The 24,307-nt window shown below is 45.2% G+C and carries 20 protein-coding genes; 12 read left to right on the forward strand and 8 right to left on the reverse strand.

Annotation, left to right across the window (positions count from 1 at the left end):
- Positions 1 to 24: 24 nt before the first annotated feature.
- Positions 25 to 1,401, reverse strand: coding sequence for a 30S ribosomal protein S12 methylthiotransferase RimO (gene rimO / locus HVMH_RS06690; RefSeq protein ID WP_029909175.1), 1,377 nt, complete (start codon positions 1,399 to 1,401; stop codon positions 25 to 27).
- 315 nt (positions 1,402 to 1,716) lie between these two features.
- Between rimO and exbB the strand changes: the two genes are divergently transcribed.
- From exbB to HVMH_RS06710, 4 genes are all read left to right on the forward strand, one after another.
- Positions 1,717 to 2,172: a TonB-system energizer ExbB gene (gene exbB / locus HVMH_RS06695; protein ID WP_035628816.1), complete on the forward strand. Its 456-nt coding sequence runs from the start codon at positions 1,717 to 1,719 to the stop codon at positions 2,170 to 2,172.
- The gene (locus HVMH_RS06700) at positions 2,159 to 2,545 is read left to right on the forward strand and encodes an ExbD/TolR family protein (protein WP_029909180.1); all 387 of its coding nucleotides are present in this window, start codon (positions 2,159 to 2,161) and stop codon (positions 2,543 to 2,545) included. Before exbB ends, HVMH_RS06700 begins: the two co-directional genes overlap by 14 nt.
- A 1-nt stretch (position 2,546) precedes the next feature.
- Positions 2,547 to 3,407 (forward strand): energy transducer TonB, encoded by an 861-nt coding sequence (locus tag HVMH_RS06705; RefSeq protein ID WP_029909182.1) that lies wholly within the window; start codon positions 2,547 to 2,549, stop codon positions 3,405 to 3,407.
- Between the two features lie 172 nt (positions 3,408 to 3,579).
- The gene (locus HVMH_RS06710) at positions 3,580 to 4,632 is read left to right on the forward strand and encodes a carbohydrate porin (RefSeq protein WP_029909184.1); all 1,053 of its coding nucleotides are present in this window, start codon (positions 3,580 to 3,582) and stop codon (positions 4,630 to 4,632) included.
- A gap of 54 nt (positions 4,633 to 4,686) precedes the next feature.
- Here the strand turns inward: HVMH_RS06710 and HVMH_RS06715 are convergent, their stop codons facing one another.
- Positions 4,687 to 5,103: a CopD family protein gene (locus HVMH_RS06715; protein WP_029909186.1), complete on the reverse strand. Its 417-nt coding sequence runs from the start codon at positions 5,101 to 5,103 to the stop codon at positions 4,687 to 4,689.
- A gap of 70 nt (positions 5,104 to 5,173) precedes the next feature.
- Here HVMH_RS06715 and HVMH_RS06720 point away from each other — a divergent pair, with 70 nt between their 5' ends.
- The 8 genes from HVMH_RS06720 (at position 5,174) to HVMH_RS06755 (ending at position 14,256) form a co-directional block, all read left to right on the forward strand.
- Positions 5,174 to 5,656, forward strand: a complete 483-nt coding sequence (locus HVMH_RS06720) for an FKBP-type peptidyl-prolyl cis-trans isomerase (RefSeq protein WP_029909188.1) — start codon at positions 5,174 to 5,176, stop codon at positions 5,654 to 5,656.
- An 86-nt stretch (positions 5,657 to 5,742) separates the two neighbouring features.
- Positions 5,743 to 6,438, forward strand: coding sequence for a response regulator transcription factor (locus HVMH_RS06725; protein ID WP_029909190.1), 696 nt, complete (start codon positions 5,743 to 5,745; stop codon positions 6,436 to 6,438).
- A complete protein-coding gene (locus HVMH_RS06730; RefSeq protein WP_029909192.1) occupies positions 6,435 to 7,787 on the forward strand; it encodes a sensor histidine kinase in 1,353 nt (450 codons plus the stop codon). The genes HVMH_RS06725 and HVMH_RS06730 overlap by 4 nt, the downstream gene beginning before the upstream one ends.
- A gap of 137 nt (positions 7,788 to 7,924) precedes the next feature.
- A complete protein-coding gene (locus HVMH_RS06735) occupies positions 7,925 to 9,184 on the forward strand; it encodes a TolC family protein (protein ID WP_029909194.1) in 1,260 nt (419 codons plus the stop codon).
- Positions 9,181 to 10,377, forward strand: a complete 1,197-nt coding sequence (locus tag HVMH_RS06740; protein WP_029909196.1) for an efflux RND transporter periplasmic adaptor subunit — start codon at positions 9,181 to 9,183, stop codon at positions 10,375 to 10,377. The genes HVMH_RS06735 and HVMH_RS06740 overlap by 4 nt, the downstream gene beginning before the upstream one ends.
- A gap of 2 nt (positions 10,378 to 10,379) precedes the next feature.
- Positions 10,380 to 13,469 (forward strand): efflux RND transporter permease subunit, encoded by a 3,090-nt coding sequence (locus HVMH_RS06745; protein ID WP_029909198.1) that lies wholly within the window; start codon positions 10,380 to 10,382, stop codon positions 13,467 to 13,469.
- Between the two features lie 3 nt (positions 13,470 to 13,472).
- A complete protein-coding gene (locus tag HVMH_RS06750) occupies positions 13,473 to 13,775 on the forward strand; it encodes a DUF3240 family protein (RefSeq protein ID WP_029909199.1) in 303 nt (100 codons plus the stop codon).
- Positions 13,776 to 13,872: 97 nt separating this feature from the next.
- Positions 13,873 to 14,256 (forward strand): DUF302 domain-containing protein, encoded by a 384-nt coding sequence (locus HVMH_RS06755; protein ID WP_029909201.1) that lies wholly within the window; start codon positions 13,873 to 13,875, stop codon positions 14,254 to 14,256.
- A gap of 94 nt (positions 14,257 to 14,350) precedes the next feature.
- On the opposite strand, the gene HVMH_RS06760 is transcribed toward HVMH_RS06755, so the two are convergent.
- The 6 genes from HVMH_RS06760 to HVMH_RS06785 all read right to left on the reverse strand — a co-directional run bounded on the left by HVMH_RS06760 (position 14,351) and on the right by HVMH_RS06785 (position 24,301).
- The gene (locus tag HVMH_RS06760; RefSeq protein ID WP_029909203.1) at positions 14,351 to 14,800 is read right to left on the reverse strand and encodes a YcgN family cysteine cluster protein; all 450 of its coding nucleotides are present in this window, start codon (positions 14,798 to 14,800) and stop codon (positions 14,351 to 14,353) included.
- A gap of 72 nt (positions 14,801 to 14,872) precedes the next feature.
- A complete protein-coding gene (locus tag HVMH_RS06765) occupies positions 14,873 to 17,365 on the reverse strand; it encodes a glycogen/starch/alpha-glucan phosphorylase (RefSeq protein ID WP_029909205.1) in 2,493 nt (830 codons plus the stop codon).
- A 68-nt stretch (positions 17,366 to 17,433) separates the two neighbouring features.
- Positions 17,434 to 18,915 carry a glycogen synthase GlgA gene (gene glgA / locus HVMH_RS06770; protein WP_029909207.1) on the reverse strand — a complete coding sequence of 494 codons (1,482 nt, stop codon included), beginning with the start codon at positions 18,913 to 18,915 and terminating at the stop codon, positions 17,434 to 17,436.
- Between the two features lie 32 nt (positions 18,916 to 18,947).
- Positions 18,948 to 21,170 carry a 1,4-alpha-glucan branching protein GlgB gene (gene glgB, locus HVMH_RS06775; protein WP_051682469.1) on the reverse strand — a complete coding sequence of 741 codons (2,223 nt, stop codon included), beginning with the start codon at positions 21,168 to 21,170 and terminating at the stop codon, positions 18,948 to 18,950.
- A 36-nt stretch (positions 21,171 to 21,206) separates the two neighbouring features.
- Entirely contained in the window at positions 21,207 to 22,568 is a 1,362-nt protein-coding gene (gene malQ / locus HVMH_RS06780; RefSeq protein ID WP_029909209.1) for a 4-alpha-glucanotransferase, read from the reverse strand.
- Positions 22,568 to 24,301: a glycoside hydrolase family 57 protein gene (locus HVMH_RS06785; protein WP_029909210.1), complete on the reverse strand. Its 1,734-nt coding sequence runs from the start codon at positions 24,299 to 24,301 to the stop codon at positions 22,568 to 22,570. The genes malQ and HVMH_RS06785 overlap by 1 nt, the downstream gene beginning before the upstream one ends.
- Between the last annotated feature and the right edge of the window lie 6 nt (positions 24,302 to 24,307).

The raw sequence follows: 24,307 nt of genomic DNA on the forward strand, positions 1-24,307 counted from the left end.
GCATTGAAACAGCGTTAAAGGCGATTAACCCAATTCAATAAATGACGTTTCCTGAGGTACGAAATCACCAACAGGGTTTGCCCACAAATCATATTCATCCGCAGCAAAAACTTCGACCTCGACAAACTCACCCGGGTTAAGGTGATGCCCGTCTGGAATGAAAACCAATCCATCAATTTCAGGGGCATCCGCTCTTGAGCGAGCAATCGCACCCTCTTCGTCCACTTCATCTACCAGTACTTGGATACGCTTGCCAATTTTGGCTTGCATCTTCTCTGCACTGATTTGTTGCTGTAGTTGCATAAAGCGATCGAAACGGTCTTGTTTGACGTCATCCGGCACCTGTTCCGCCAAGTCATTCGCCACAGCCCCTTCAACCGGAGAGTATTGGAAACACCCGACTCTATCCAGCCTTGCTTCTGCAATGAAATCCAATAGAGTTTGAAACTCTTCTTCCGTTTCCCCCGGGAAGCCGACAATGAATGTAGAGCGAATGGTCAGGTCTGGTACCTGCTCACGCCACTTTTGGATACGTTCCAGAGTCTTTTCGACATTGCCCGGGCGCTTCATTGCTTTAAGCACGCGCGGGTGAGCATGCTGCAATGGCATATCCAGATAAGGCAGGATTTTGCCTTCCGCCATCAACGGAATAACATCCTCTACATTCGGGTAAGGGTAAACATAATGCAAACGCACCCAGAACTCATCAACCCCACCCAGTTCACCAAGCGCTTCAGACAAGCCAACCATTGAGGTTTTGGTAGGACGTCCATCCGCAAACTCGGTTTTGTATTTCACATCCACACCATAAGCCGCAGTGTCTTGTGACACCACCAACAACTCTTTAACACCGGCTTCTTTCAGGCGTTTGGCTTCAGCAATGACATCCGACACAGGTCGGCTGACCAAATCCCCCCGCATGGACGGGATAATGCAGAAAGTACAACGGTGGTTACAGCCTTCGGATATTTTCAGATAAGCATAGTGTTTTGGTGTCAGCTTAATGCCTTGAGGGGGAACCAAATCCACGAATGGATTATGTTGTGGCGGCGCAATCACATTGTGAACGGCGGTCAACACTTCTTCGTAAGCAGCCGGGCCGGAAACCGCCAATACCTTAGGATGGATTTCCTTAATTTGATTGTCTTCCTTACCACCCAAACAACCAGTAACGATTACCTTGCCGTTCTCAGCCAATGCCTCACCGATGGTATCCAATGACTCCTGCACAGCGCTGTCGATAAACCCGCACGTATTGACGATGACGGTATCGGCATCCTGATAACTATTTGTCAGGTGATACCCTTCTGCTTTCAATTGCGTCAGAATGCGTTCCGAGTCGACCGTAGCTTTAGGGCAGCCTAAGCTGACGATACCGACCGTAGGTTGTGATTGCGACATAAAACTCTCTTCTTCTTAAAACTGTATTCGGGCTGCCTTTTGCTCTGGTAACCGCCAATAAATAAACTGCGCCTATTTTACTCGATTTGTCTTGATATTTTGCGGATTGCTTTCCGGTACTTTTCAATTGTTCTTCGATAAATTTCGCTTTTGCTAAATGATGATTAACCCTACAATTTATATATGATATTCTGAGCGCTCTGAATTGCGCCGTACACTCGGTGATTTCTGCGGTGTTTTTTTCAATAGAACCTTGCACGCAATTCATTTTCAAAATATAATAATTCTCATTTAAAGATTAACAAAGACATTTTCATGGACATTCTTAAGCATTATTTAGACTTCAGTGTTTTCTCCATATTGGGGTTGATGGCTTTTATCGCAACTTGGTTCATCATTGAACGCCTTCTTTTCTTCAGACAAGTGAATGTCTCAGACTATGATCACTTTGATTTACTGACGATTGACCTGACCAAGAACCTGACCTATATCTCTACCGTGGGTGCCAACGCCCCTTACGTCGGTCTATTGGGAACAGTGTTGGGGATATTGATTACTTTCTTTGATTTGGGAACAACCAAAACCATCGACACCGGGCAAATCATGGTTGGGCTTGCCTTGGCGCTAAAAGCAACGGCTGGCGGTATCGCGCTTGCAATTCCAAGCATCATTGCCTACAACGCATTGATGCGAAAAGTTGAGGTTCAACAAGCAAAGTTCCGGGCTCACCGGGATTTTTTGGTAGAAAAATCTGCACATGAAAAAGTTTGATTCCATCAACGTCATTCCGCTCATCGACGTTATGTTGGTGTTATTGGCGATCGTGCTGACAACGGCAAGCTTTATTGTGCATGATGCGCTGAAACTGGATTTGCCTGATACACAAAGCACGTCATCCTATCAACCGACAGATAACCCCACCAAGCATTTGGCAATTAACGATAAAGGGATTTTGTTTTTGGAAGATAAGCCGATTAGTTTTGGAGATTTCAAAGCAGAGGCGGCTAAGATTAACCAGAAATCTGACATTGTCATCAAGGTAGACCGCCAGGCAACTTTCGGTAAAGTGGTTGAATTGGTCGATATTCTAAAATCAAACCACCTCAATCGACTCACGTTCCTGACGGATAAAGCGACAGATTAACATGACAGCAGCGACATCCGACATGTATTACAGCTATAACGCGCCAACGCTTTCACTTTCCAACAGTCAGAAAGCGTTTGTGATCACGTTGGCGCTATATACTTCTGTTGTCGGCGCGTTTTATGTTTCCTTTCAGCACTTTGCCCATAACACGGAACAAAAATCGGATTTAAAGCAGGTAGCCATTAGTGCCAGTATGTTCTCCGTTGCGCCACCGACCCCTAAAGTAGAACCTGTCACTAAGCCTGTTCAAAAAATACAACCACCAACCCCGGTCAAACCTGTGCACAAACCGGAAAAGCAAGTAGTGAAAAAAGTGAAGCCGGTACACAAGCCAGTTGAAAAAGTTATTCCAAAGCCTGCACCTGTCAAAAAAGTGGTCAAACCTACTCCCGTGAAACCCATTGAGCCTGCCAAGGTAGAACCACAAAAGACAATGACCAAACCCGTGACTAAACCTGTTGAACAGCCGGCACAGAAAACACCGGCGCCACCAGTGAGCCAAGCGCAGACCGTAACCAAACAACAGTCATCTGGTGTGTCACCGGCGCAACAAGCCAAAGCTGAAAAAGTATACCTTGCAGAGTTACAGGAAGCTTTGTCCCGCTATGCTCAAAACACCTATCCATTTATGGCCAAACGCCGCCACTGGGAAGGTAATGTGCAAATCAGCTTCACGCTACATCACAACGGTGACATTTCGGATGTAAGAGTTTCCAAACCGGACATGCACGATATGTTCAACGATGCCGCACTGAGCATCTTCACTGACGAAATGCAGATGCATTACAAACCTTTTCCAAAGGAAATTACTCGAAACAGCTGGGATATCAGTGTACCCATTAGCTATTTCCTACGCTAACACCTTCTTTTTCTAGACAAAAATTAATATGAAAAGACAGACAACTATCAAACAGCACACACCAACGATAACTAAAATTCTCAATTGCACTTCGATTTGTATTAATAATGGTATTTTAACTATTGATAAATACCGTATATTTCTACTGTCTATTTTAACCTTATCTATCAGTATGCACGCGCAAGCAAAAAAGCCCTCCCCGTTAGAGTTTCATGCTTACGCGACGGCAATCTACCAACACTCTTTTGACAAGTCGATAGAAGATGACACAAGTCTGTCTGGCGACTTATATACCCGCTACTTAGCCAAAAACTTCATTGTGAACTCTCATATTGAAGTGAACTCCACGCCCAAGACAAAAGGAATGGCATCGGTCATTCGTCAAAGTAATGCGGATGCCGGCACCGCGCTGTCAAAGAACAACCAAGGCAGGCTTCAACTTTCAGAACTGTATCTAAGTCTTTCTTATGAAAAAAACACCTCTTTTCATGTTGGACTTTTAAACTCTACAGTTTTCTTTGATACCAGTCTTATCGGTAACAATGAGAACACACAATTTATTGCCTCAGACTTCGTCAATAACCCGGTCATTGACTTCCCCGACTATGCACTGGCTGGCGTTGTTGAATATCAGTTTTCTGCCACCAACACCACACGATTCATGGCCTCTTCAACCAATGGATTGGCAGATAACCCAAACCGTGATTACAGTAGTCTTTTTGAAGTGAATAGTGATAATAAAGGGATTTTCTGCATTTTAGAAACCCAGTGGCAAACCGACAACACTTTATTTGAAACAGGCGTCTGGCTACACAATGGCGATCACCGAGCTTTGGACGATGCTAACAACAAACACCTAAAGAACTATGGAGCATATCTAACAGCGGCACAAAGTTTTGGGAAACAAACCGTGGAAGCGCGCGCGGGTATTGCCAATGCAAGAGTGTCGGCAACGAAAGACTTTGTCTCATTGGCCTATCAAATTACCTTGAGCGACTGGACGCTAGGTACTGCCTATGGATACACGGAAATTTCAAAGTATTCGTCAATGCGCCATGACGCTGCACAAGAGGTGGAAGTTTACGGAAAACACATGGTTGGCAAATATTTTTCGTTAACGCCTTCCGTGCAATACTTCAAAAATCCGTTCCATAATTCAACGGTTGCGCCTAGTCTTGCCAATGAAGTTTGGGCCGCCAACTTAAGAGTTAATTTTGCGTTTTGAATGTAAAAAAGGTTTTAAACGATATTTAAAACCCTTTCTAAAGACTTGATTTTATTAAAAAGGCTTAATAACAACCAAAATCAGAATGCCAATTGTCAGTACCAACGGAATCTCATTTGCCCAGCGGTAATAAATGCCCGAATGATCCAAGTGACCTTCTTGCATTTCCTTCACTCGGCGCTTCGTCCACAAGTGGTAAACCAACATCAAAACCACCAGCGTTACCTTGGCGTGAATCCAACCCGTAGCATGTGGAAAGTAAGCGACCCACAGCCATAACCCTGTACCGATAGCCAACATCATCATAATGGTCATAAACTTATAGAGTTTTTGCCCCATGATGGCCAAACGCGTTACCTGTTCACCAGCCGCTTGTCCTTCTACAAAATGCACAAAGATACGTGGCAAATAAAAAATACCCGCCATCCATGACATAACAAACAAAATATGGAAGGTTTTCAGCCACAACATCAGTTTTCTCCTAATTTCTTTTTGAATTTTGTATGATACCTATTTTAAAAAAGCAAAACAGGAATCTGTCATGAAAATCGAAAAAAACAAAGTCGGACTTTTCAACTATACCCTTACGGATAACGATGGAAATGTAATCGATGCCTCGAACGGTCAGCCTCTGGCCTATCTTCACGGATACTCGAATCTGATTCCTGGTTTGGAAAATGAGTTGGAAGGCAAAACTGTAGGCGATAAATTCTCTACAACGGTCAAGGCTGCTGAAGGCTATGGTGAAATCGAGCCGCATTTGATTCAAACTGAAGTACCAAAAGCCATGTTTCAAGGTGTTGAGAACCTGGAAGTCGGTATGCGCTTTGAAGCGCAATCAGAGCACGGGGTACACTCAGTTGTTATCACTGAGGTTTCTGAAGAGCACGTCACTGTTGATGGAAACCATCCTCTTGCTGGCCAAGACTTAACCTTTGAAGTGGAAGTTACAGGTGTTCGTGATGCAACTGACGAAGAAATCGAACACGGTCACGCACATGGCGATGGCGGTCATCACCACTAACTGCCCTATCCACACCTTTCAGACCAAGCGTTTGAAAGGTGTTGTCTTTCCTACAAAACCTCTCTATATAAAATGATGATTAAGCCATGAAACTGCTACTCGTAGAAGACGAACTCTGGTTAGTTAATCATTTGCAGACACAGCTTGAGCAAGCTGATTTTGTTGTCGACACAGCAACAGATGGCGACCAAGCCTCTTATCTTATTCAAGAGTACGACTACGACATTATCATTCTGGATTTAGGGCTACCCAAAAAACCGGGATTAACCGTGTTATCAGAAATCCGTGACATGGGAAATACAACCCCGGTACTGATTCTCACTGCGCGTAATTCATGGCAAGAGCGTGTTGAAGGTCTGAAAAAAGGGGCTGATGACTATCTCGGCAAACCGTTTCATTTCGAGGAATTACTCGCTCGCATTGAGGTCTTGCTGAAGCGCCCTCACAATCGAATTGATGATACCCTTCAAGCTGGCCCTTTTCAATTAGATCTCAACACCCGCGAACTCAAAACACCTGAGGCAAGCCACGCCTTAACCAAGACCGAATTCGGGTTAGCGAGGCTCTTAATGAGTCATCCAAATAAAGTGTTTGCCAAGGATACCTTATTGCAACAGGTGACTGATCAGCACTATGACCGAGAAAGTAATGTGATAGAAGTCTATATCAGTAAACTGCGCCATTATTTTGGCAAACCTAGCATTGAGACTTTGCGAGGGCAAGGGTATCGCTTTGTTCTGCCTGAAAACATCACTAGTGACAACAAGGTCTCGGCACCATGAAATCTATTGAGAAAAGCCTCAACCTCTCACTGTTTGTCAGCCTGCTGATTATCTTCGTGGTGTTTTGGATGATTTCTGTCTTCAGTATCCATCACCTGACTGAAGACTATGTTGTTACACGTCTTCATCATGATAATGACTCCATTACCGAGCATTTGAAGGTTGAGCCCGATCGCTTAACCATCAACCTCAACAACATCAACCCAATTTATTCACGCAAGGACTCCGGTCATTATTTTGTGGCAAAGGTTTCACTACGCACGCTTGCTTCCCCTTCTCTTGAAGGCTACCCGCTTTACCTAAAACCAATTCATCGTAATCCGGAAGTTTACGAGACACTTGGGCCGAATAAACAAACCGTACTCGTCCGCGCTTACCAGAGCGAATTCCATGGTAAAACACTTACACTCTACGTTGCTGAAGACCACAGTCCAATTCAGCACATGATTCACCTGTTTGATATTGTCTTTGCAGTATTAACCCTGCTCAGCTTGATAACACTCTATCTATTGCAACGTTACCTGTTGCAAAACGGCTTTAACCGCCTGACCCCTATCAACAAAACCTTGCAAGCGCTTCACAAAGGAAAAGCGGTCAGACTGATACCGGAAGACTACCCTACTGAAGTCACCAGTTTAATCGAAAGCTTAAACCAAGCAATTTCCAGTGCCACTGCGCTATTGGAAAAATCCCGTCAATCCAATGCAAACCTCGCGCATAGTTTGAAAACACCATTGAATATCATCTTTCAAATCTCAGACAGCCCGATTCTCACAGATTATCCGGAACTACAAAAAACACTGTCGGAACAATCGCAAAAAATCCTGCGTTTGATTGAGCGGGAGCTAAAATCTGCCAGGTTGGCCTCAGGTATGATTTCGATGATTCCCTTTTCCCTCAAGGTACAAAATACACCTGATGCTTCGCCAAGCGATTTGGAAGATTTGCTCAGCTCATTCGCGCAGCTTTATCCTCAACGTCATATTGAAGTCATCGACAACACCGAACAAAAACAACTTCCTTTGGAGAAAGAGGATGGTTTCGAATTGCTGGGCAATCTTATCGATAATGCCTGTAAATACGGAAACCATCATGTGCGCTTGACTCTAAACGGCAGTGACAAGCAATTAACCATTCAAGTTGAAGATGATGGCACAGGCGTTCCTCCAGAAGCCGTTGAACAGATTCAACAACGAGGTTTCCGTTTAGATGAAGAGCAACCCGGGCATGGTATCGGGCTGTCCATCGTCAAACAAATCGTCTCAGCTTACCGCGGCAACATTGACTTCCAACTTTCCGAACTGGGCGGTTTATCCGTCACTCTCTCTTTTAATCTGGATAACGACTGAACAACTTTTTAATCTTTTTTAAGGTTCAATTCAGTTTACTTTTCTAAGCTTAGCCATAAGTATTAAAAAAACCGCTTTGATTCAATGAGCCATCGGCGCAGAATTAAAGCGATAAATTCACTTTTTATGGAAAACATATGAAAAGTATCAGCACGACACCTAACTTTGGAACCGCTCTAAAGAAACCTTTGTTGATTGCCTCCTTCGTGGCCATGTCATCATTCGGTTCTTTGACAATGGCGGCAGAAAGCACCAATCAAGTGGCGCCAAGTCTTCAACAATTGTTGGAGCACGTCAAAACCCAACTTCCCGAACAAGAGAAAAAGCAGGCATTGCAACAGTTGACGCAAGCCAACGGCAATGCCGCTGACTCATGGATTGCCGGTGATGTGGATTTGGTCGTTCGCCATGAGAATGATGGCATGACCGGCAATCAGGGTTATCAATCCTGGGAAGTCGGTGCGGCTTTCCCTATCTGGTTACCGGGTCAAAGTGGCGCTAAACAACAGCTTTCAGAAGACTATCGATCTTTGCAAAGTGCGCAAACTGCACGCTTGGCACTGATGGCTTCCGGCAAGATACGCAACTTGGTCTGGCAGTTGAAAAAGGCGGAAACAACTCTTGCCTATCGCCAAAAAAGCCACCAACAAGCGCAAGCTTTGGAACAATTGGTCAAACAGCGTGTCGATGCGGGCGAAAACCCAAAAATGGACTTATTGATGGCGCAGCAAGTCACACTTAACGCCATGAAACAACTGACACTTGCTGAACAGGATTATCGTATCGCCTTGAACGCCTATTCAACTTGGACAGGGAGCGAGCAATTACCTAAAACCTTTGCCGAACATGAACAATCGTTACCTCTAGCGGAACACCCTGACATAGCTTTCCTGCAAAGCCTTCAATCCATAGAGACTGAAAAACTGCAACTGACCAAATACAGCCAAAAACAAAATCCAAATCTTTATTTGGGCTCCAAAACAGAAAAAAGCCACCAAATGTCGGACAACACTATGTTGATTGCGCAAATCAGCTTTCCTCTGGGCGTTAACAAACAAAGTGCCATTGCGGTTTCAGAACAAAACCAAAACAAGGTGAATGCCGATATCGCATTGGCTAAAGCAAAACAGCAGATTGCCATCGACCGTCGTAATGCCGAAACCCGTTTACAACAAGCACAGCAGACACAAACGTTGGCAAAGTCACAATTTGACCTTTCCAGCCAAAGCGTCTTACTTGCCAAACAGGCTTACCAGCAAGGAGAAACTTCCATTCAGATCTTGCTTCAAGCCACACAACAGCTTTATGACAACGAACTGAACTATCGTCTCAGCCAGTTAAACACACAACAATCACTTTCAGACTATAACCAAGCACAGGGAGTTAGCCTACAATGAGCGCGCTGCAAACCCCATCCATGAAGATTTCATCTAAATTCAACACAGACGCATTGAACCGTCACCTAAGAGCTTCTTTGCTGCTGGTATCTCTCGGTATGGCGCCGATGGCATCGCATGCGGCTGAGCCTTTGGTTTTTTCCAGTCAACAAATCACCACATTGGGCATTGCCACCGCACCGGTGAAAAGAATTCACCAATACCCTAATGAAACCTACCCTGCGGAAGCCGTGGTGCCACTTAGCCAAACCCACTTGGTGACGACTCCTATTTCTGGCTTGGTGACCAAAATCGATCACGTGCATGGTCCAATCAAAAAAGGCGAAGTGATTGTGGAAATCCTCAGCCCAGAGTTGCTGAATGCACAGAAAAACTATCTGAACACGCTATCGGACTTGTCTACTGCACAGAACAATCTTGCCCGTGCAATGAAACTGACTCAGAACGGTGTGGTCTCGGTCAAAAACAAGCAACAAGCACAATCAGACGTCAACAAGCTGTCACAAATCAAACGCCAACAACGACAAGACCTGACGTTGATGGGGATGGCAGAAACCGCTATTGAAAAACTGGAAAAGACCAGAAAACAGCAACCCGCCATCATTCAAGTGCCTGCGCCGGTAACGGGCGAACTTTTCAATCTTAAAATCAAGGTCGGTGAGCGCTTGACCGCTAACCAAACATTGATTTCCATCGGTATCGTCGACCCAATCGTTGTTGACGTGAGACTACCTGCTTCGCAACTGTCACAGGTCAACGAAGGCATGACTTCCCTGGCTTTGACAACCAGCGGCGAGATCATCTCAAAAGGGATTGTCGCCCATATCTCTAGTTTCATCGACCCGATGACACAATCGGTTGAGATTCATAACCGTTTCAACAATGGCGAAGGGAAAATTCATCCAGGACAATTACTGCAAATTGAGTTCGTCAATGATGTCGCAGATGGTGAGTATGTTTATCAAGCACCGGGTTCAGCTATCGGTAATTATGACGGGCATGATGTCGTGTTCTTGATGCACCAACGCCAAATCACCGTTCAGCCTATTCAAGTGCTTCTACAGCAAGACGGCGTGATGGTATTTAAAACCCAGCAACCTATCGACGATGCACAACAAATCGTCTCGCAAAGCACTTCTGCGGTTAAAGCCGCACTGCTTTCTGCTAGCGAACCTTCAAACGGAGAAGAATAATCATGCTATCTCGATTGATTCAGTTTTTTCTGACCCAACGTATGATGGTGGTGTTGATTATTTTCTCCATTACCGCCGGTGGCTGGGTCGCCTTTAAAAATACGCCAATTGATGCTTTTCCGGAAGTCTCTCCGACTCAAGTTAAAATGATTTTCAAAGCGCCGGGAATGACACCTTCCGAAGTGGAACAACGGATTATTACGCCCATTGAAATGGAGATGCTGGGTCTTCCTAACCAAAAACTACTGCGCTCCATGGGAAAATATTCAATTGCGGACATCACCATTGACTTCAAAGAAGGCACCGATATTTATTGGGCTCGCCAACAAGTGGCGGAAAAGCTCAACGGCATTACCTTGCCTGAGGGCGTGACAGGTGGTATCTCACCACTATCGACACCTTTGGGTGATATTTTCATGTTCACTATTGATGGAAACACCCTGAACAACCAAGAGAAGCGTACTCTATTAGACTGGGTAATCCGCCCTGCTCTGCGCTCAGTACAGGGGGTTGCGGACGTCAACTCACTGGGCGGTGAAGTGAAGGTCTATAGTGTCGAACCGAACTTCACTAAATTACAAGCCTACAAGATTCCTTTGGAAAAGCTGATTGCCGCAGTGAAAGCAAACAACCGAAACGATGGTGCCGGTCGTTTGAATCAGGGCGAAGAAGTCTTGCTGGTAAGAACACAAGGCAACCTCACATCAGTGAAAGACATTGAAAACACCGTTGTCGCTTACCAAAACGAATACCCGGTCAAGGTAAAGGATGTCGCCAAAGTCAGAATCGACTCCCTTTATCGTAATGGTGCGGTAACCGACAGCGGGAAAGGTGAAGCGGTTCAAGGGTTGGTTATTGCCTTACGTGGTGCCAATGCCAAGCAGGTAGTAGAATCTGTTCAGAAACGGCTGGACGAACTGAAACCCTCTTTGCCAAAAGGCATTTCCCTTAGTGTCTTCTACAATCGTAGCGCACTGGTGGACAAAGCCATCTCTACCGTGTCCAGCGCCTTGATTGAAGCCGTTATATTGGTGGTATTGGTTCTGGTTGTCTTCCTTGGTAACTTGAGAGCAGCCATTACGGTATCGCTGATTCTGCCAATGGCAGCATTGATGACCTTTATCCTGATGAATACCTTTGGATTATCTGCCAACCTCATGTCATTGGGAGGGCTGGCAATTGCCGTGGGTATGCTAGTGGATGCTGCCGTGGTGGTGGTTGAAAACATCGTCACCATGCAGGAAAAAGACAAAGCCAATCTCCCTAAACTGCATTTGATTTACCGTGCATTACAGGAAGTCTCTATTCCGGTAGTTTCAGGTATCTTGATTATCATGACGGTATTCCTGCCTTTATTGACGCTCACAGGTCTGGAAGGCAAGCTGTTCGTTCCGGTAGCCTTAACGATTATCTTTGCCCTTGGTAGCTCATTGATTCTGTCTTTGACGGTAATTCCGACCTTGGCATCTTTCATCCTTGGCAAACCTTCTCATAAAGAACCTTGGTTGATTCGTAAGCTCACTAACTTCTATCGTCCTGTGCTGGAGTGGAGTCTGATACATGACCGAATCGTCATTGGTTCAGCCATCGGTGCGCTGGTCATTGCCGGTGTGGTTTATACCCAAGTTGGTAAAACCTTTATGCCGACCATGGATGAAGGTGGCCTGATTCTGCAGGTTGAGAAAACGCCTGCTATCGGCTTAAAAGAAACCGTGAAATTGGATTTACGCATCCAGCGCGAAATCATGAAACAGGTTCCTGAAGTTAAGCGTATCGTTGCACGTGTCGGCTCTGATGAGCTGGGACTTGATCCCATGAGTCTAAACAATACCGACACTTACCTTGTGTTGAAGCCAAAATCTGAATGGCGTGTAAAAACCAAGGAAGAACTGATTAGTGAAATTCGTCGTGTTATGGAAGAAAACTTCCCTGGCTTCAACTTTGCCTTCACGCAACCTATTCAGATGCGTGTCGATGAAATGTTAACGGGTGCGCGTGGTGACCTTGCCATCAAAATCTTTGGTGACGATACCCAAACCCTTAACCATGCAGCAGAACAGCTCGTCAACCTAGTGAAGAAAATTCCGGGTGCCACGGATGTTTATACACCGCAAAACGATGGGTTACGCTATCTGAAGCTCACTGTTAATCGCGTGATGGCAGGAAGACTCGGGTTAACCGTCGAGCAAGTGCAAGATATTCTGCGCGTAGAAGTCAATGGTTTGCCTGTTGGGATTATTTATGAGGGCATCCGCCAGGTACCGCTCATCATTCGTGGTCCAGATGCCTACAAGTCGTCCAAACAAGAAATGTTGAAGCAACCTATCGCTCTGCCTAACGGTGAAAGTGTGCAACTTGGACAGCTAGTCAATGCAGAAGAAATCGAAGGCCCTGTTTCTATCAAACGTGAACAGAGCAAACGCTTCTCGACTGTGGTTGCCAACGTGACTGGTCGTGACTTGGTCAGCTTCGTAGAAGAAGCCAAACAAGTCGCCAAACAAGTGGCGCTGCCTCCTGGTTATTACTTTGAGTGGGGTGGACAGTTTGAAAACCAACAACGTGCCGCTGCGAAACTTGCTGTGGTCGTACCGATTGCATTGGTATTGATTTTCATCATCCTGTTCAGCACCTTCCAATCTGTCTCTCAGGCGGTAATGGTACTCACCAACGTACCTTTCGCACTGATTGGTGGGATTCTTGCGCTCTGGATGACGGGACAGTACTTATCGGTGCCGGCATCGGTCGGATTCATTGCGCTACTCGGTATCGCGGTATTGAATGGCGTGGTGATGATCAGTTACTTTAACCAGCTGGCTGCGAAAATTGATGATGCAAAAACCATCGTTGTCGAGGGCGCTTTGAGACGTTTAAGACCTGTCTTGATGACCGCATCCATTGCTGCATTGGGTCTGGTGCCTTTGGTTTTCGCAACCGGTCCGGGTTCTGAGATTCAGAAACCTTTGGCGATAGTTGTTATCGGTGGCTTGATTTCATCTACCCTGTTGACACTGTTAATCTTACCGATCATCTATCAGCGATTCGGATTGAAGTCACTTTCAGCCAAATCCGTTTCAAATAAAGAACAGGAGTAAATCATGGCAAATAACTACCTATTGCAATTGATTGTCGATGGTAAGGTCGTTCATGAAGTGATTGACCAGCTCCTGACATTTGAAACATCTCTAAAGTTCAATGTCGAAGACATCAATGCCTACCACTCGTCACAAAGACTTAGCTCAACCAGTGAGCAGGTTTCAGGGCATGTGAAGAGAGTCAAAATCGAGGTGTTGGTGACTGAAGACAATTATCGAGCGGTCATTGAGCATGCAAAACAGCCTCTGACCTATTCGGAAATGCAGTATATCCTCATGCCGATTGCCGATTTGGGGATTGCTTGAGTCAGTCTGAAGTAACCATTATAGGGTGTTGAAGACTGACCGCTTTAACCTATAATGTGAACGACAAATAAAACTTAAAAATGCATTGGAGAGAAAAATGAAATATGTTGTTACTTCGGATAAATCAGTCGATGAAGTTTGCCAGGCAATGGAAGAAGCCGTACCTGCGCATAAATTCGGTATCGTCGGCATCCATGATTTGAAAGCCACTATGGCAAAAAAAGGTGTGGAATTCGGAAACGAAGTCCGAGTATTTGAAATCTGTAACCCGATGAAAGCAAAAAGCGTCTTGGAAGTGGATATGGACTTGGCGTCTGCCCTACCTTGCCGTATTTCCGTTTACCAAGACGGTGGTGTCACCAAAATCGGTATGATCAAACCGACTGACATGCTGAAAGCGTTGAACGACAGCCCAGCTCTAGTAGCCGTTGCCGAAGAAGTGGAAGCTATTTCCGTCGATATCATCAACGCCGTTAAATAACATCATTTCTGATTAAAATCTGCCAGGTTGGGGTCTCTGCCTTACAACCCCCAACCTGGTAGATTTTCTACCTTATAGTTCTATTTCCAAACACCTAAGGTTTATCCATTACGAAGTCTTCGTAATCTTCAATCTCGTCCGAATCCACAACCAGTAACGGTATCGCCAACAAACCAACTCCAGCCAATTTGACCGACTCTTTCTTGCCCGAATTCAGGGGATGCCAGTCTGCAAGTTTGTCACCACGATAAATCACGCGATACGCGCAGGAGTCCGGCAACCAATCAAACTCCGCTATGCCCTGTAGTGTCAGAGGTACGCAGGTTGGTACATTGGTTGACCGGTTAGCATAATCACTGCATTGCCCGGTTTCCGTGTCTGAAAAACGACAAACCACCGAGGTATAGACAATTTCATCCGTGTCTTCATCCTGCAGTTTCGTTAAACAGCACAAACCACAACCATCGCATAAAGACTCCCACTCTTCCTGAGTCATTTCTTCAAGCGTTTTGGTATCCCAATAACGTTTTGACGACTTCGTCATGTTAATTATCCTGTAACAAAAAACGCCTCGGAAGAGGCGTTTGTATAAGTCAGCTTTGAGGCTACAAAACCATCAACCTAAATGAATAGGGTCTAGTTTCCAAATGCCATCATTATACTCTTTCATAGTTCTATCCGTTGAGAAGATACCACTTCTCGCAGAGTTGATGATGCTCATGGTATTCCAATGTTCGTGGTCTTGGTAAGCTAAACCGATTTTATGCTGCGCATCAATGTAACTGCGGAAATCCGCCAATGTCATCCAAGGATCATGAGGGGATTTCAACGAGTTGATAATATCATTGAAGATATTTGGCTCAAACTGGCTGAAATGCCCCGACTCCAACAAAGTCATAACTGCTCGCAAATCTTCATCATTGTCAATGTGATGCTGAGGATTGTAGTGTTTTCTGATTTCCTCGACTTCGGCAGCTTTTAACCCAAACAGGAAGAAATTATCTTCCCCTACCGCTTCAAGAATCTCGACATTCGCACCATCCAAAGTACCAATCGTCACCGCACCATTCATCATAAACTTCATGTTCCCGGTACCGGAGGCTTCTTTACCCGCTGTGGAAATTTGCTCTGAAACATCCGCACCTGGGCAAATCACCTCCATGGCTGACACACGGTAGTTTGGAATAAAAGCAACTTTAAGCATATCACCGACTTCTGGATCGTCATTAATGATCTCAGCAACGTTGTTGACAAGCTTGATGATATTCTTAGCCATCGCGTATCCTGGTGCTGCTTTCCCGCCGATAATAACGCAGCGATTGGTCCATTTGTCGGTCTCACCGCGTTTGATTTTTGCATAAAGATGGATGACATGAAGAATATTTAACAACTGACGTTTATATTCGTGAATACGCTTTACTTGTACATCGAATAAAGACTCTACGTTGAATTCCACGCCAGTGGTTTCCTTAACTAATTCTGCAAGGCGAGCTTTGTTCTCGCGTTTCACCGTCATCCAAGCCCTTCTGAAAGACTTGTCATGAACAAATTCTTCGATTTGGCTCAACTGAGTCAAATCGGTAATCCAACCTTCGCCAATCTTATCTTTCAATAATGCACGTAACCCTGGGTTACAACCTGCCATCCAGCGTCTCTGAGTGACACCATTCGTTTTGTTGTTGAAGCGCTCCGGCCAAAGCTCGTAAAAATCGTGGAACAGTCCTTCTTTCAACAACTGCGAGTGTAATGCCGCCACCCCATTGATGGAGAAACTACCGACAATCGCCAAATAAGCCATACAAACGTTATTGCCTTCGTCAATTAACGACATACGGCGAAACCTTGCCGAGTCACCAGGCCATTTCATCGCAACCTGCTTGAGGAAGCGTCTGTTGATTTCATAGATGATATCCAGCGGACGCGGTAGCAGCTTCTGGAACAACGGCACTGGCCAACGCTCCAAGGCTTCAGGCAGTAAAGTATGGTTGGTGTAAGCCATGCAACTGGAAACTATATTCCAGGCTTCATCCCACTCCATGGCATAGTCATCGAGCAAGATACGCATCAGCTCGGCAACCGCCAAACTTGGATGGGTGTCGTTCAATTGAAAAACATTGCACTCAGCAAAGTTGGTGAAATCTCCATCATGATTCTTATCCCACTGACAAACGACATCCTGCAATGAAGCTGACACCAAAAAATATTGCTGCTTTAAACGAAGTTCTTTACCGTTCTCACTCACATCATTTGGATAGAGAACCATGGTGATATTTTCTGCTTCAGACTTCTGGGCAACCGCTTCAAAATAAGAGCCCGCATTAAATTCTGTCAAATTAAAGGCTTCTTCAGCACACGCAGACCACAGTCGTAGCGTATTGACGGTTTTATTTTTGAAACCCGGGATAGGCACATCAAAAGGCACAGCAACCACGTCATCCGTACCTTCCCATAAAGTAGAAAGCTTGCCTGTATGAGGATCTTTGAACAAGTGTGTAGATCCACCAAACTTGACCTTTCTTGCATACTCAGTACGCTGTAACTCCCAAGGATAGAAACCAAATCCCAACCAATGATCTGGGTCTTCCACCTGATAACCGTTCTGAATACGTTGTTTAAACATCCCATATTCATAACGTAAACCATACCCCATCACCGGCAATTGCAAGGTTGCGCAAGAATCCATAAAACACGCTGCCAAGCGCCCTAAGCCACCATTGCCCAACCCTGCATCTTTTTCAGCGCTTTCAATTTCTTCCAAAGAAACACCAAGCTCATACATCGCCTGATGGGCTTCATCCTCAATGCCCAGGTTAAGAAGGTTGTTGCATAAGGAACGACCAATCAAAAACTCCATCGAAAGGTAATAGGCTTTTTTGCAGTCAGTTTCGTTATATTCATTCCACGTTTTTTTCCAATAACCGATTAATCGATCTCGAACAGCATAGGACAACGCTCGAAATTGATATTCGAGATCGGCATCAACATTTCGTCCCAGCGTGTTATAGAGGTAATGAACAAAACCATTTTCAATATCTTTTGTAGACATACCGAGGTCTTGTTGAACCTTGGCAACTTTTTTGGCGGTTTCGGTTTTCTTTGCAGCAGACATGGTTCACTCCTAACATTCAATCGTTTGGAAATCGCTTCGTTGCAACTTCAAGGTGGTTCAAAATAAGTTTACTTCTTTTTACCGGTTGCTTTAAACAGACTCAAATACTGCTTGGCACTTTTCTCCCAACCAAAATCTACAGACATTGCAGCTCTCTGAATTTTCTGCCAAGTCCGTGTTTTGGTGTAAAGGTACAATGCATGCAATAGCGTCGACTTCAACGCATGGTAACTTGGGTCGTAGAATACAAATCCGGTCGCAGTCTCTTCTTTGATGTTTTCTTCCGTCGCATTCACCACGGTATCTGCCAAGCCCCCTGTGTGGTGAACAATCGGCAAAGTCCCATAGACCAGACTATACATCTGATTCAAACCACAAGGCTCAAAGCGTGAAGGCATCAAAAACAAATCAGAACCCGCTTCTACTTTATGAGCCAAGGCTTCAGAATAACCAATATAAACCATTACTCGGCTAGGGTATTGATGCGCTAGTTCGCTCAATAAATATTCGTAGGTTGAATCTCCTGAACCAACAAACACAAATCGAGCATCTGTTTGTTCAATCACTTCATGGATGACTTCAAGCACCAAATCTATACCCTTTTGAGGAACAAGGCGCCCAACAAAACCTACTACAGGTGCTGGCGATTCAATCACCTCGTCTGGCAAATCCCAAAATCGCAGCAAGTCTTTCTTATTTTCCTTTTTGGCTGCTACGCGCCCTTTCTCAAGGTCATAGTGGCGTTTAATGTAGGTGTCTTTTTTGGGGTTCCAAATTTCGGTATCAATACCATTCAAAATACCGACCAAACGTTCTTCATCCTGACGTTTTTGCAAGACACCTTCCAATCCGTAGGCATACTCTGGAAAACAAATTTCACGCGCATAGGTAGGGCTAACGGTGTTGACCCAATCCGCAAACAAAATACCGGCTTTCAACATCGACATGTTGTTGTAGAATTCAATGCCTTCAAGTGTCCACCAATGCCATGGCAACGACAAACTCTCGAATAGCGATTTCGGGAACAGCCCTGCATACGCCATATTGTGAATGGTAAATAAAGTCTGAGGACGCTCTTCTTCAATCGACAACAGCGCAGGTACCAAGCCTGTTTGCCAATCATTACTATGAACCAAGTCTGGTTTCCAATTTAAACCGACTCTATCCATTGCGATTTCAACCACCGCTTTGGAAAAAACCGCAAAGCGCTCACCGTTATCCCACCAGTCATCTCCTTCTGGAGATAGATACGGATTACCTGGGCGGTTGAACAAGTCCGGCACATCGACTAACCATACAGGGGTGTCCAAACCTTCTGCTTTTGCTTTAAACACACGAACATGCACATCTCGGTTACAGCCACCGACCATGAAATCCGTTAGTTCTTTAACATCAGTAACTTTTTCCCAAACATCACCATAAGCGGGTAAAACCAGCTTAGTATGATGTTTAAATTTAGCATAAGCACTTGGCAAACTGCCTGACACATCCGCTAATCCACCAGTTTTGATTAAAGGATGCGCTTCTGAAGCTGCAAATAAAATCTTCACGTTAAATATCTCTTCCTAAAAACGTCTTAAAATCAATTTGTCAGTTTAAATACCAATACCGATAATGGCGGTAAGGTCAACTCTGCTGAATAAGGTCTGTTCATCCAAGCGACTTCTTGAGTGTGAATGCCACCACTATTACCGATATTCCCGCCGCCATAAACCTCAGAATCCGAGTTTAACAACTCCTGATAATGCCCAGCTTCCGGTAACCCTATACGGTAGTTTTCTCTAGGGACAGGTGTAAAGTTGCAGATACAAATGAGTTTTTCATGTTCGGCAATACGAATAAAACTCAAAATGGATTGCTCATAATCATGACAGTCTATCCACTCAAAACCACTAGACTCAAAATCACGTTGGTGCAATGCGGAGTGAGCCTGATACAAATGATTCATGTCTCGTACCCACAGTTGAACACCGCGATTTGCTGGCTGATCACACAAGTACCAGTCCAATCCACGCTCTTCGGACCATTCGCCGTATTGCGCGAATTCACCGCCCATGAACAACAATTTTTTACCCGGATTGACTAGCTGATATCCCAACAACAACTTCAAGTTCGCCATTTTCTGCCAGTGATCCCCTGGCATCTTGCTGACCAAAGCATTTTTCATGTGCACCACTTCATCATGCGACAACGGCAAAATAAAGTTCTCCGAGTACGCGTACATCTGACTAAAGGTCAAATCGTTATGGTGATAAGGGCGATAAATGCAGTCCTTCTCGAAATAGCCGAGCGTATCGTTCATCCACCCCATGTTCCATTTCATAGAGAAACCGAGCCCGCCCATCCAAGTCGGTCTAGATACCATCGGCCAGGAAGTGGATTCTTCTGCCATCATCACAATTCCCGGGCATTGTGAGTGAACTTCAGCATTCAATGTTTGCATAAATTCAATGGCTTCAAGGTTCTCACGACCGCCATGCTTATTGGCTATCCACTGTCCTTCTTCTCGCGAGTAATCAAGGTACAACATTGAAGCGACCGCATCGACTCGCAGTCCATCAATATGAAACTCTTTCAACCAGTACAACGCGTTGGCAATCAGGAAGTTGCGAACTTCATTTCGACCAAAGTTGAAGATATATGTTCCCCAATCCTGATGCTCACCCTGCCTTGGATCTTCGTGTTCATAAAGTGCAGAACCGTCAAATCTCGCCAGAGCAAATTCATCTTTCGGAAAGTGCGCCGGCACCCAATCCAAATACACACCAATGTCGTTTTTGTGGCAATGGTCAACGAAATAACGGAAGTCATCTGGTGAACCAAATCTGGAAGTCGGGGCAAAATACCCAGTCGTTTGATAACCCCAGGACTGGTCCAAAGGGTGTTCAGTAATCGGTAATAGCTCTATATGAGAAAAGCCCATCCATTTCACATAGTCAACCAAACGGTGTGCCATTTCCCGGTAACTCAAAAAATTGCCGTAATCGTCTCTTTGCCATGATCCCAAGTGTACTTCGTATATATTCATCGGCAACGAAGCCCATTGGTCTTTAGCTCTTTGCAAAAGCCAAGTTTGATCTCCCCACTCATAAACTGAGTTATACACAACACTTCCAGTTTTGGGGCGCTCTTCCATCCATTGCGCGTAGGGATCAGTTTTGGTGTAGCAATAACCTGTGCGGGCATTTCGGATTTCAAATTTATAAATATCTCCAGGATGAAGTCCCGGGATAAAGATTTCCCACACACCACCGCCAATAGTGCGCATAGGGTGACGCAAACCATGCCAACCGTTGAAGTCACCTACTACCGAAACACGATTGGCTGCAGGTGCCCAAACCGCAAATTGAACCCCCTCAACACCATCAAAGGTTTTGTGGTGTGCCCCCAAAATATCGTAGACATCCCAGTGACGCCCTTCTTGAAATAGGTGTAAGTCCAGTTCACCTACCGTCGGTAAAAAGGTATAAGGAGAAACTGCTTCGTGAGTTGATCCATTCGCTTCAGTCCACTGTACTTTAAAATGCTGTGGGAGCGATTTTTTCGCTGTCTTGGTTATTTTCGCTACAAATAAATCTGTACCATCTATGCGTGTCAGGCTATGAGTATTCTCTACAGTGGCTTCTTCAGCTGTTGGTAACCAAACACGAAGCATCCAGTGTTTGTCATCTTCATGGCAACCGAGCACTTGGAACGGATCATGGTGCGTACCGGACTGCAACCGGGCAATATCCGACTCAATTCTGTTCAATTCATCATCCGTAACGACGGAAGTGGATTTTGAGGCTTTCGTGGTTCTTGCCATAACATCTCTTTGGTTTCGTAGTTAATTCAACAGCTCTTAAGCTATTCGTTCATATTTCTTAATTAATGTTTTGATTCTAGCAGACAAATCATTGGGGATTTCCTGCCATTCAAATTGCCACGCCCAGTTTCCATCACAAGTACCGGGGATATTCATACGCGCTTCCGTTGCTAACCCAAGATAGTCCTGCAAAGGCGCAATCATCGTCAAGGCGGGTGAAGACATCGCCGCTGCAATCAACGGCCAAGGCATATCGCCAGCGAACTGAAAATCTGCTAACTGCAAGTCAACCCAGTGGCGTGTTTCATCGTCTAGGCTATCCCACCACCCCAAGGTGGTGTCGTTGTCATGCGTTCCCGTATAGACAATAGAGTTTTCAACCTGCTCTTTCAGATCATGCGGGTTGTCAGGCAGACCGTTAAAGCCAAACTGCAACACCGACATACCCGGCAAGTTAAAGGCTTCTTTCAACGCCACTACTTCCGGCGTGATTACTCCCAAGTCTTCGGCTACCAAATTCATATGTGGAAAGTTACGGTGCAAGTCCGACAACAACTTATCTCCCGGCACTTTACGCCACTCTCCATTCATTGCCGTTTCTTCTTTGGCATCAATTTCCCAACAGGCTTCTAAACCACGGAAATGATCAATACGGACGAAATCAAATTGCGAAATTGCTTGCGCAATACGCTTATGCCACCAATCAAAATCATCCTCCAGCATCACTTCCCAGTTGTAGTGAGGATTACCCCAGTGTTGCCCAGTTTCCGAAAAATAATCCGGCGGCACACCCGCCACAACAGTTGGTTTTAAATGTTCATCCAGTTTGAATTGATCCGGATTCGCCCAAACGTCAGCACTGTCGTAAGCGACAAAAATAGGCATATCACCAAACAGCATAATGCCTTTGGCATTGGCGTCCGCTTTAAGTTTCTGCCAGATAACACCCAGCACAAACTGTTCCTTCTTCAAAAACGTGATGTGTTCCTGATGTTGTTGAGCAAAATTGGCCAACGACAGTAAATCACGCTTTTGGTAAACATCCGGCCAGCTTGACCAGGGTTCGTAATTGAACACTTCTCTAAGCGTCATAAAAAGCGCATAGTCATCAAGCCAGTGCGGAGGATCCTGCAAAAACGCATCAAACGCTGTGGCATCAAATTGTTCTTGCCAATCTTCCGGCAACAGTGCCGGATTCATTGCAAACGCAGAAACACTTTGGTACGGCGATAACCCTTGTACCGGTTGGGTCAAAGGTAGCATTTGCCAAACGCTCAACCCGGCTTCTTGCATCCAATCCAAAAATTGCCAAGCGGCTTTATCCAGTCTACCCAATGACCCTTCATGCGGCAGCGATGTCGGATGCAACAACACCCCCGCACGTTTGGCCGCGGACATTAGGAAATCCCTCTTTGCATCACACCACCGTTATCCATTTCGCCACCTCCTTGGGACAAAGGAATCTGCAATTGCTCCGGCGGACGTTCGCCAAGCAACTGATAAAGTTTTTCCAAATGACGGCGATAAAGCTGGTCAAAATCTTTGACGCTTCCCGCAGGGTTGTAATCACCAAACCACCAGAACCAATCCGAGCCTTCACAGATTGCCAACTGCTCAGTCACAGCTTGCTTTTGGCTTGCTGTCAATGTTCCTGAAGCCACAACTTTGTCATAAGTTTGTTTTGCCTCTACCAGCAAATCCCAACCTGCATTTTTATCCGGCTCGCCAATCCAGGTAGAGAAAGAGCCATATACCCAACTTCCCGCTTTCAATATAGGCAAATGTCTTAGCGGAATTTCCTGAGCCAACGCATCGGAAAAAGTCGTCATATCAATACGTTCATCTTTTCCAAGTTTTTCATAAAGCGTCCTCAAGAAATAGTATGCATTCTCAGGGTAGTATTCCCAGGCGTTTTCTCCATCCAAAATCACTGACACAACATGGTCTTCAACTTTGTCTCCAAGAAACTCGGCAATATTGTGTAAGTTGTGCAAGAAGTTATTAGCAGCATCTTCAGGTTTCCAGTCCTTATATTGGAAACCGATCAAATCGGACAAGCCATCATCCCTAAAGAACATGGCGCACTTTTGTGAGGCATGTTGTAGCGGCTGATACAACGCCCGCTTCGAAGCGATATCGTGATGGTCCAAATGCGACGCCTCACATGAGTGACGCCAGACACCTTCACCTGAAGCCGTCCATTGAATGCCATAGTGATCCAATAAACCTACAGAAGCACTACTGATAGCACCTTCGGACAACCATACACCTTTCGGTTTTGTACCAAAGTAATGCTCATAAACCTCAAAGCCTTTTTCCATGTGCCATTTAGCGCGTTCATACCCATCCGGGTAGGCGTCACTCAACGGCATAGGCGCATGAGGCAAGGCATCCTTCATAGAATTGAAGTCGATTAACAAGGGTACAATCGGGTGTCCATAAGGCGTCATTGAAATTTCAATTTGTCCTGACTCCATCAATGCGCGATAACGCGGAATAATGCCTTCAATCGCATCCGCCATCACCTTAATCAGCGTTCTCTGATCTTCTGGTGAGAAGTGTTGCCCCAAGTTGCCTTTTTTGATGAGCGCTTTGACTCGATCATCTTTCAGTCGCAAACTCGTTCCCATCCAAGTCAGGTGGTACCACATCAACAAATCAATAAAAAACTGATCATTGAAATAAGACAGTCCTTTGGACTCTTCGAATGGCGTATTTTCATCACACTGCGACATCATGATTAAGCTCTTGAATGCCGGATAAGGGTCAATCATGGTAGGCGCAAACGCTTTTTGGCAGGCTTGGACTATCTCAAAACGTTGCTCAAGATCTGTGCTGATGGCATTTTCACCCGAAACCCAATTCAGTAAGGGATCACACATAGCAACATCTGATGCCAGCCAATCACGCATTTGTTTTGCATAGTCGTCCATTTGCTCCAACAACACTGGTGCAAAGTTCACGACCACGCGAGCTTTTGGGCAGTTTTCCAGGTGAGCAACCATGTCCGTGTAGTCTTTGATGCCATGCAAATACACCCAAGGCAGACGATACAAACCATCCAAACCGTCACGATAATGCGGCTGATGCATATGCCAGCAAATCACCAGTTTGAGTTTTTTGTTTTCCATGATTGA

It is taken from the genome of Hydrogenovibrio marinus (assembly GCF_013340845.1).
Lineage (GTDB): Bacteria > Pseudomonadota > Gammaproteobacteria > Thiomicrospirales > Thiomicrospiraceae > Hydrogenovibrio > Hydrogenovibrio marinus.

Coding starts and splice junctions, on each gene's coding strand:
- HVMH_RS06785 (WP_029909210.1), bottom strand. CDS start 24,301: ATGGAAAACAAAAAACTCAAACTGGTGATTTGCTGGCATATGCATCAG.
- HVMH_RS06715 (WP_029909186.1), bottom strand. CDS start 5,103: ATGTTGTGGCTGAAAACCTTCCATATTTTGTTTGTTATGTCATGGATG.
- HVMH_RS06735 (WP_029909194.1), top strand. CDS start 7,925: ATGAAAAGTATCAGCACGACACCTAACTTTGGAACCGCTCTAAAGAAA.
- HVMH_RS06705 (WP_029909182.1), top strand. CDS start 2,547: ATGACAGCAGCGACATCCGACATGTATTACAGCTATAACGCGCCAACG.
- HVMH_RS06700 (WP_029909180.1), top strand. CDS start 2,159: ATGAAAAAGTTTGATTCCATCAACGTCATTCCGCTCATCGACGTTATG.
- rimO (WP_029909175.1), bottom strand. CDS start 1,401: ATGTCGCAATCACAACCTACGGTCGGTATCGTCAGCTTAGGCTGCCCT.
- HVMH_RS06765 (WP_029909205.1), bottom strand. CDS start 17,365: ATGTCTGCTGCAAAGAAAACCGAAACCGCCAAAAAAGTTGCCAAGGTT.
- HVMH_RS06740 (WP_029909196.1), top strand. CDS start 9,181: ATGAGCGCGCTGCAAACCCCATCCATGAAGATTTCATCTAAATTCAAC.
- HVMH_RS06750 (WP_029909199.1), top strand. CDS start 13,473: ATGGCAAATAACTACCTATTGCAATTGATTGTCGATGGTAAGGTCGTT.
- HVMH_RS06760 (WP_029909203.1), bottom strand. CDS start 14,800: ATGACGAAGTCGTCAAAACGTTATTGGGATACCAAAACGCTTGAAGAA.
- HVMH_RS06710 (WP_029909184.1), top strand. CDS start 3,580: ATGCACGCGCAAGCAAAAAAGCCCTCCCCGTTAGAGTTTCATGCTTAC.
- glgB (WP_051682469.1), bottom strand. CDS start 21,170: ATGGCAAGAACCACGAAAGCCTCAAAATCCACTTCCGTCGTTACGGAT.
- HVMH_RS06725 (WP_029909190.1), top strand. CDS start 5,743: ATGAAACTGCTACTCGTAGAAGACGAACTCTGGTTAGTTAATCATTTG.
- malQ (WP_029909209.1), bottom strand. CDS start 22,568: ATGTCCGCGGCCAAACGTGCGGGGGTGTTGTTGCATCCGACATCGCTG.
- HVMH_RS06720 (WP_029909188.1), top strand. CDS start 5,174: ATGAAAATCGAAAAAAACAAAGTCGGACTTTTCAACTATACCCTTACG.
- exbB (WP_035628816.1), top strand. CDS start 1,717: ATGGACATTCTTAAGCATTATTTAGACTTCAGTGTTTTCTCCATATTG.
- HVMH_RS06730 (WP_029909192.1), top strand. CDS start 6,435: ATGAAATCTATTGAGAAAAGCCTCAACCTCTCACTGTTTGTCAGCCTG.
- HVMH_RS06745 (WP_029909198.1), top strand. CDS start 10,380: ATGCTATCTCGATTGATTCAGTTTTTTCTGACCCAACGTATGATGGTG.
- HVMH_RS06755 (WP_029909201.1), top strand. CDS start 13,873: ATGAAATATGTTGTTACTTCGGATAAATCAGTCGATGAAGTTTGCCAG.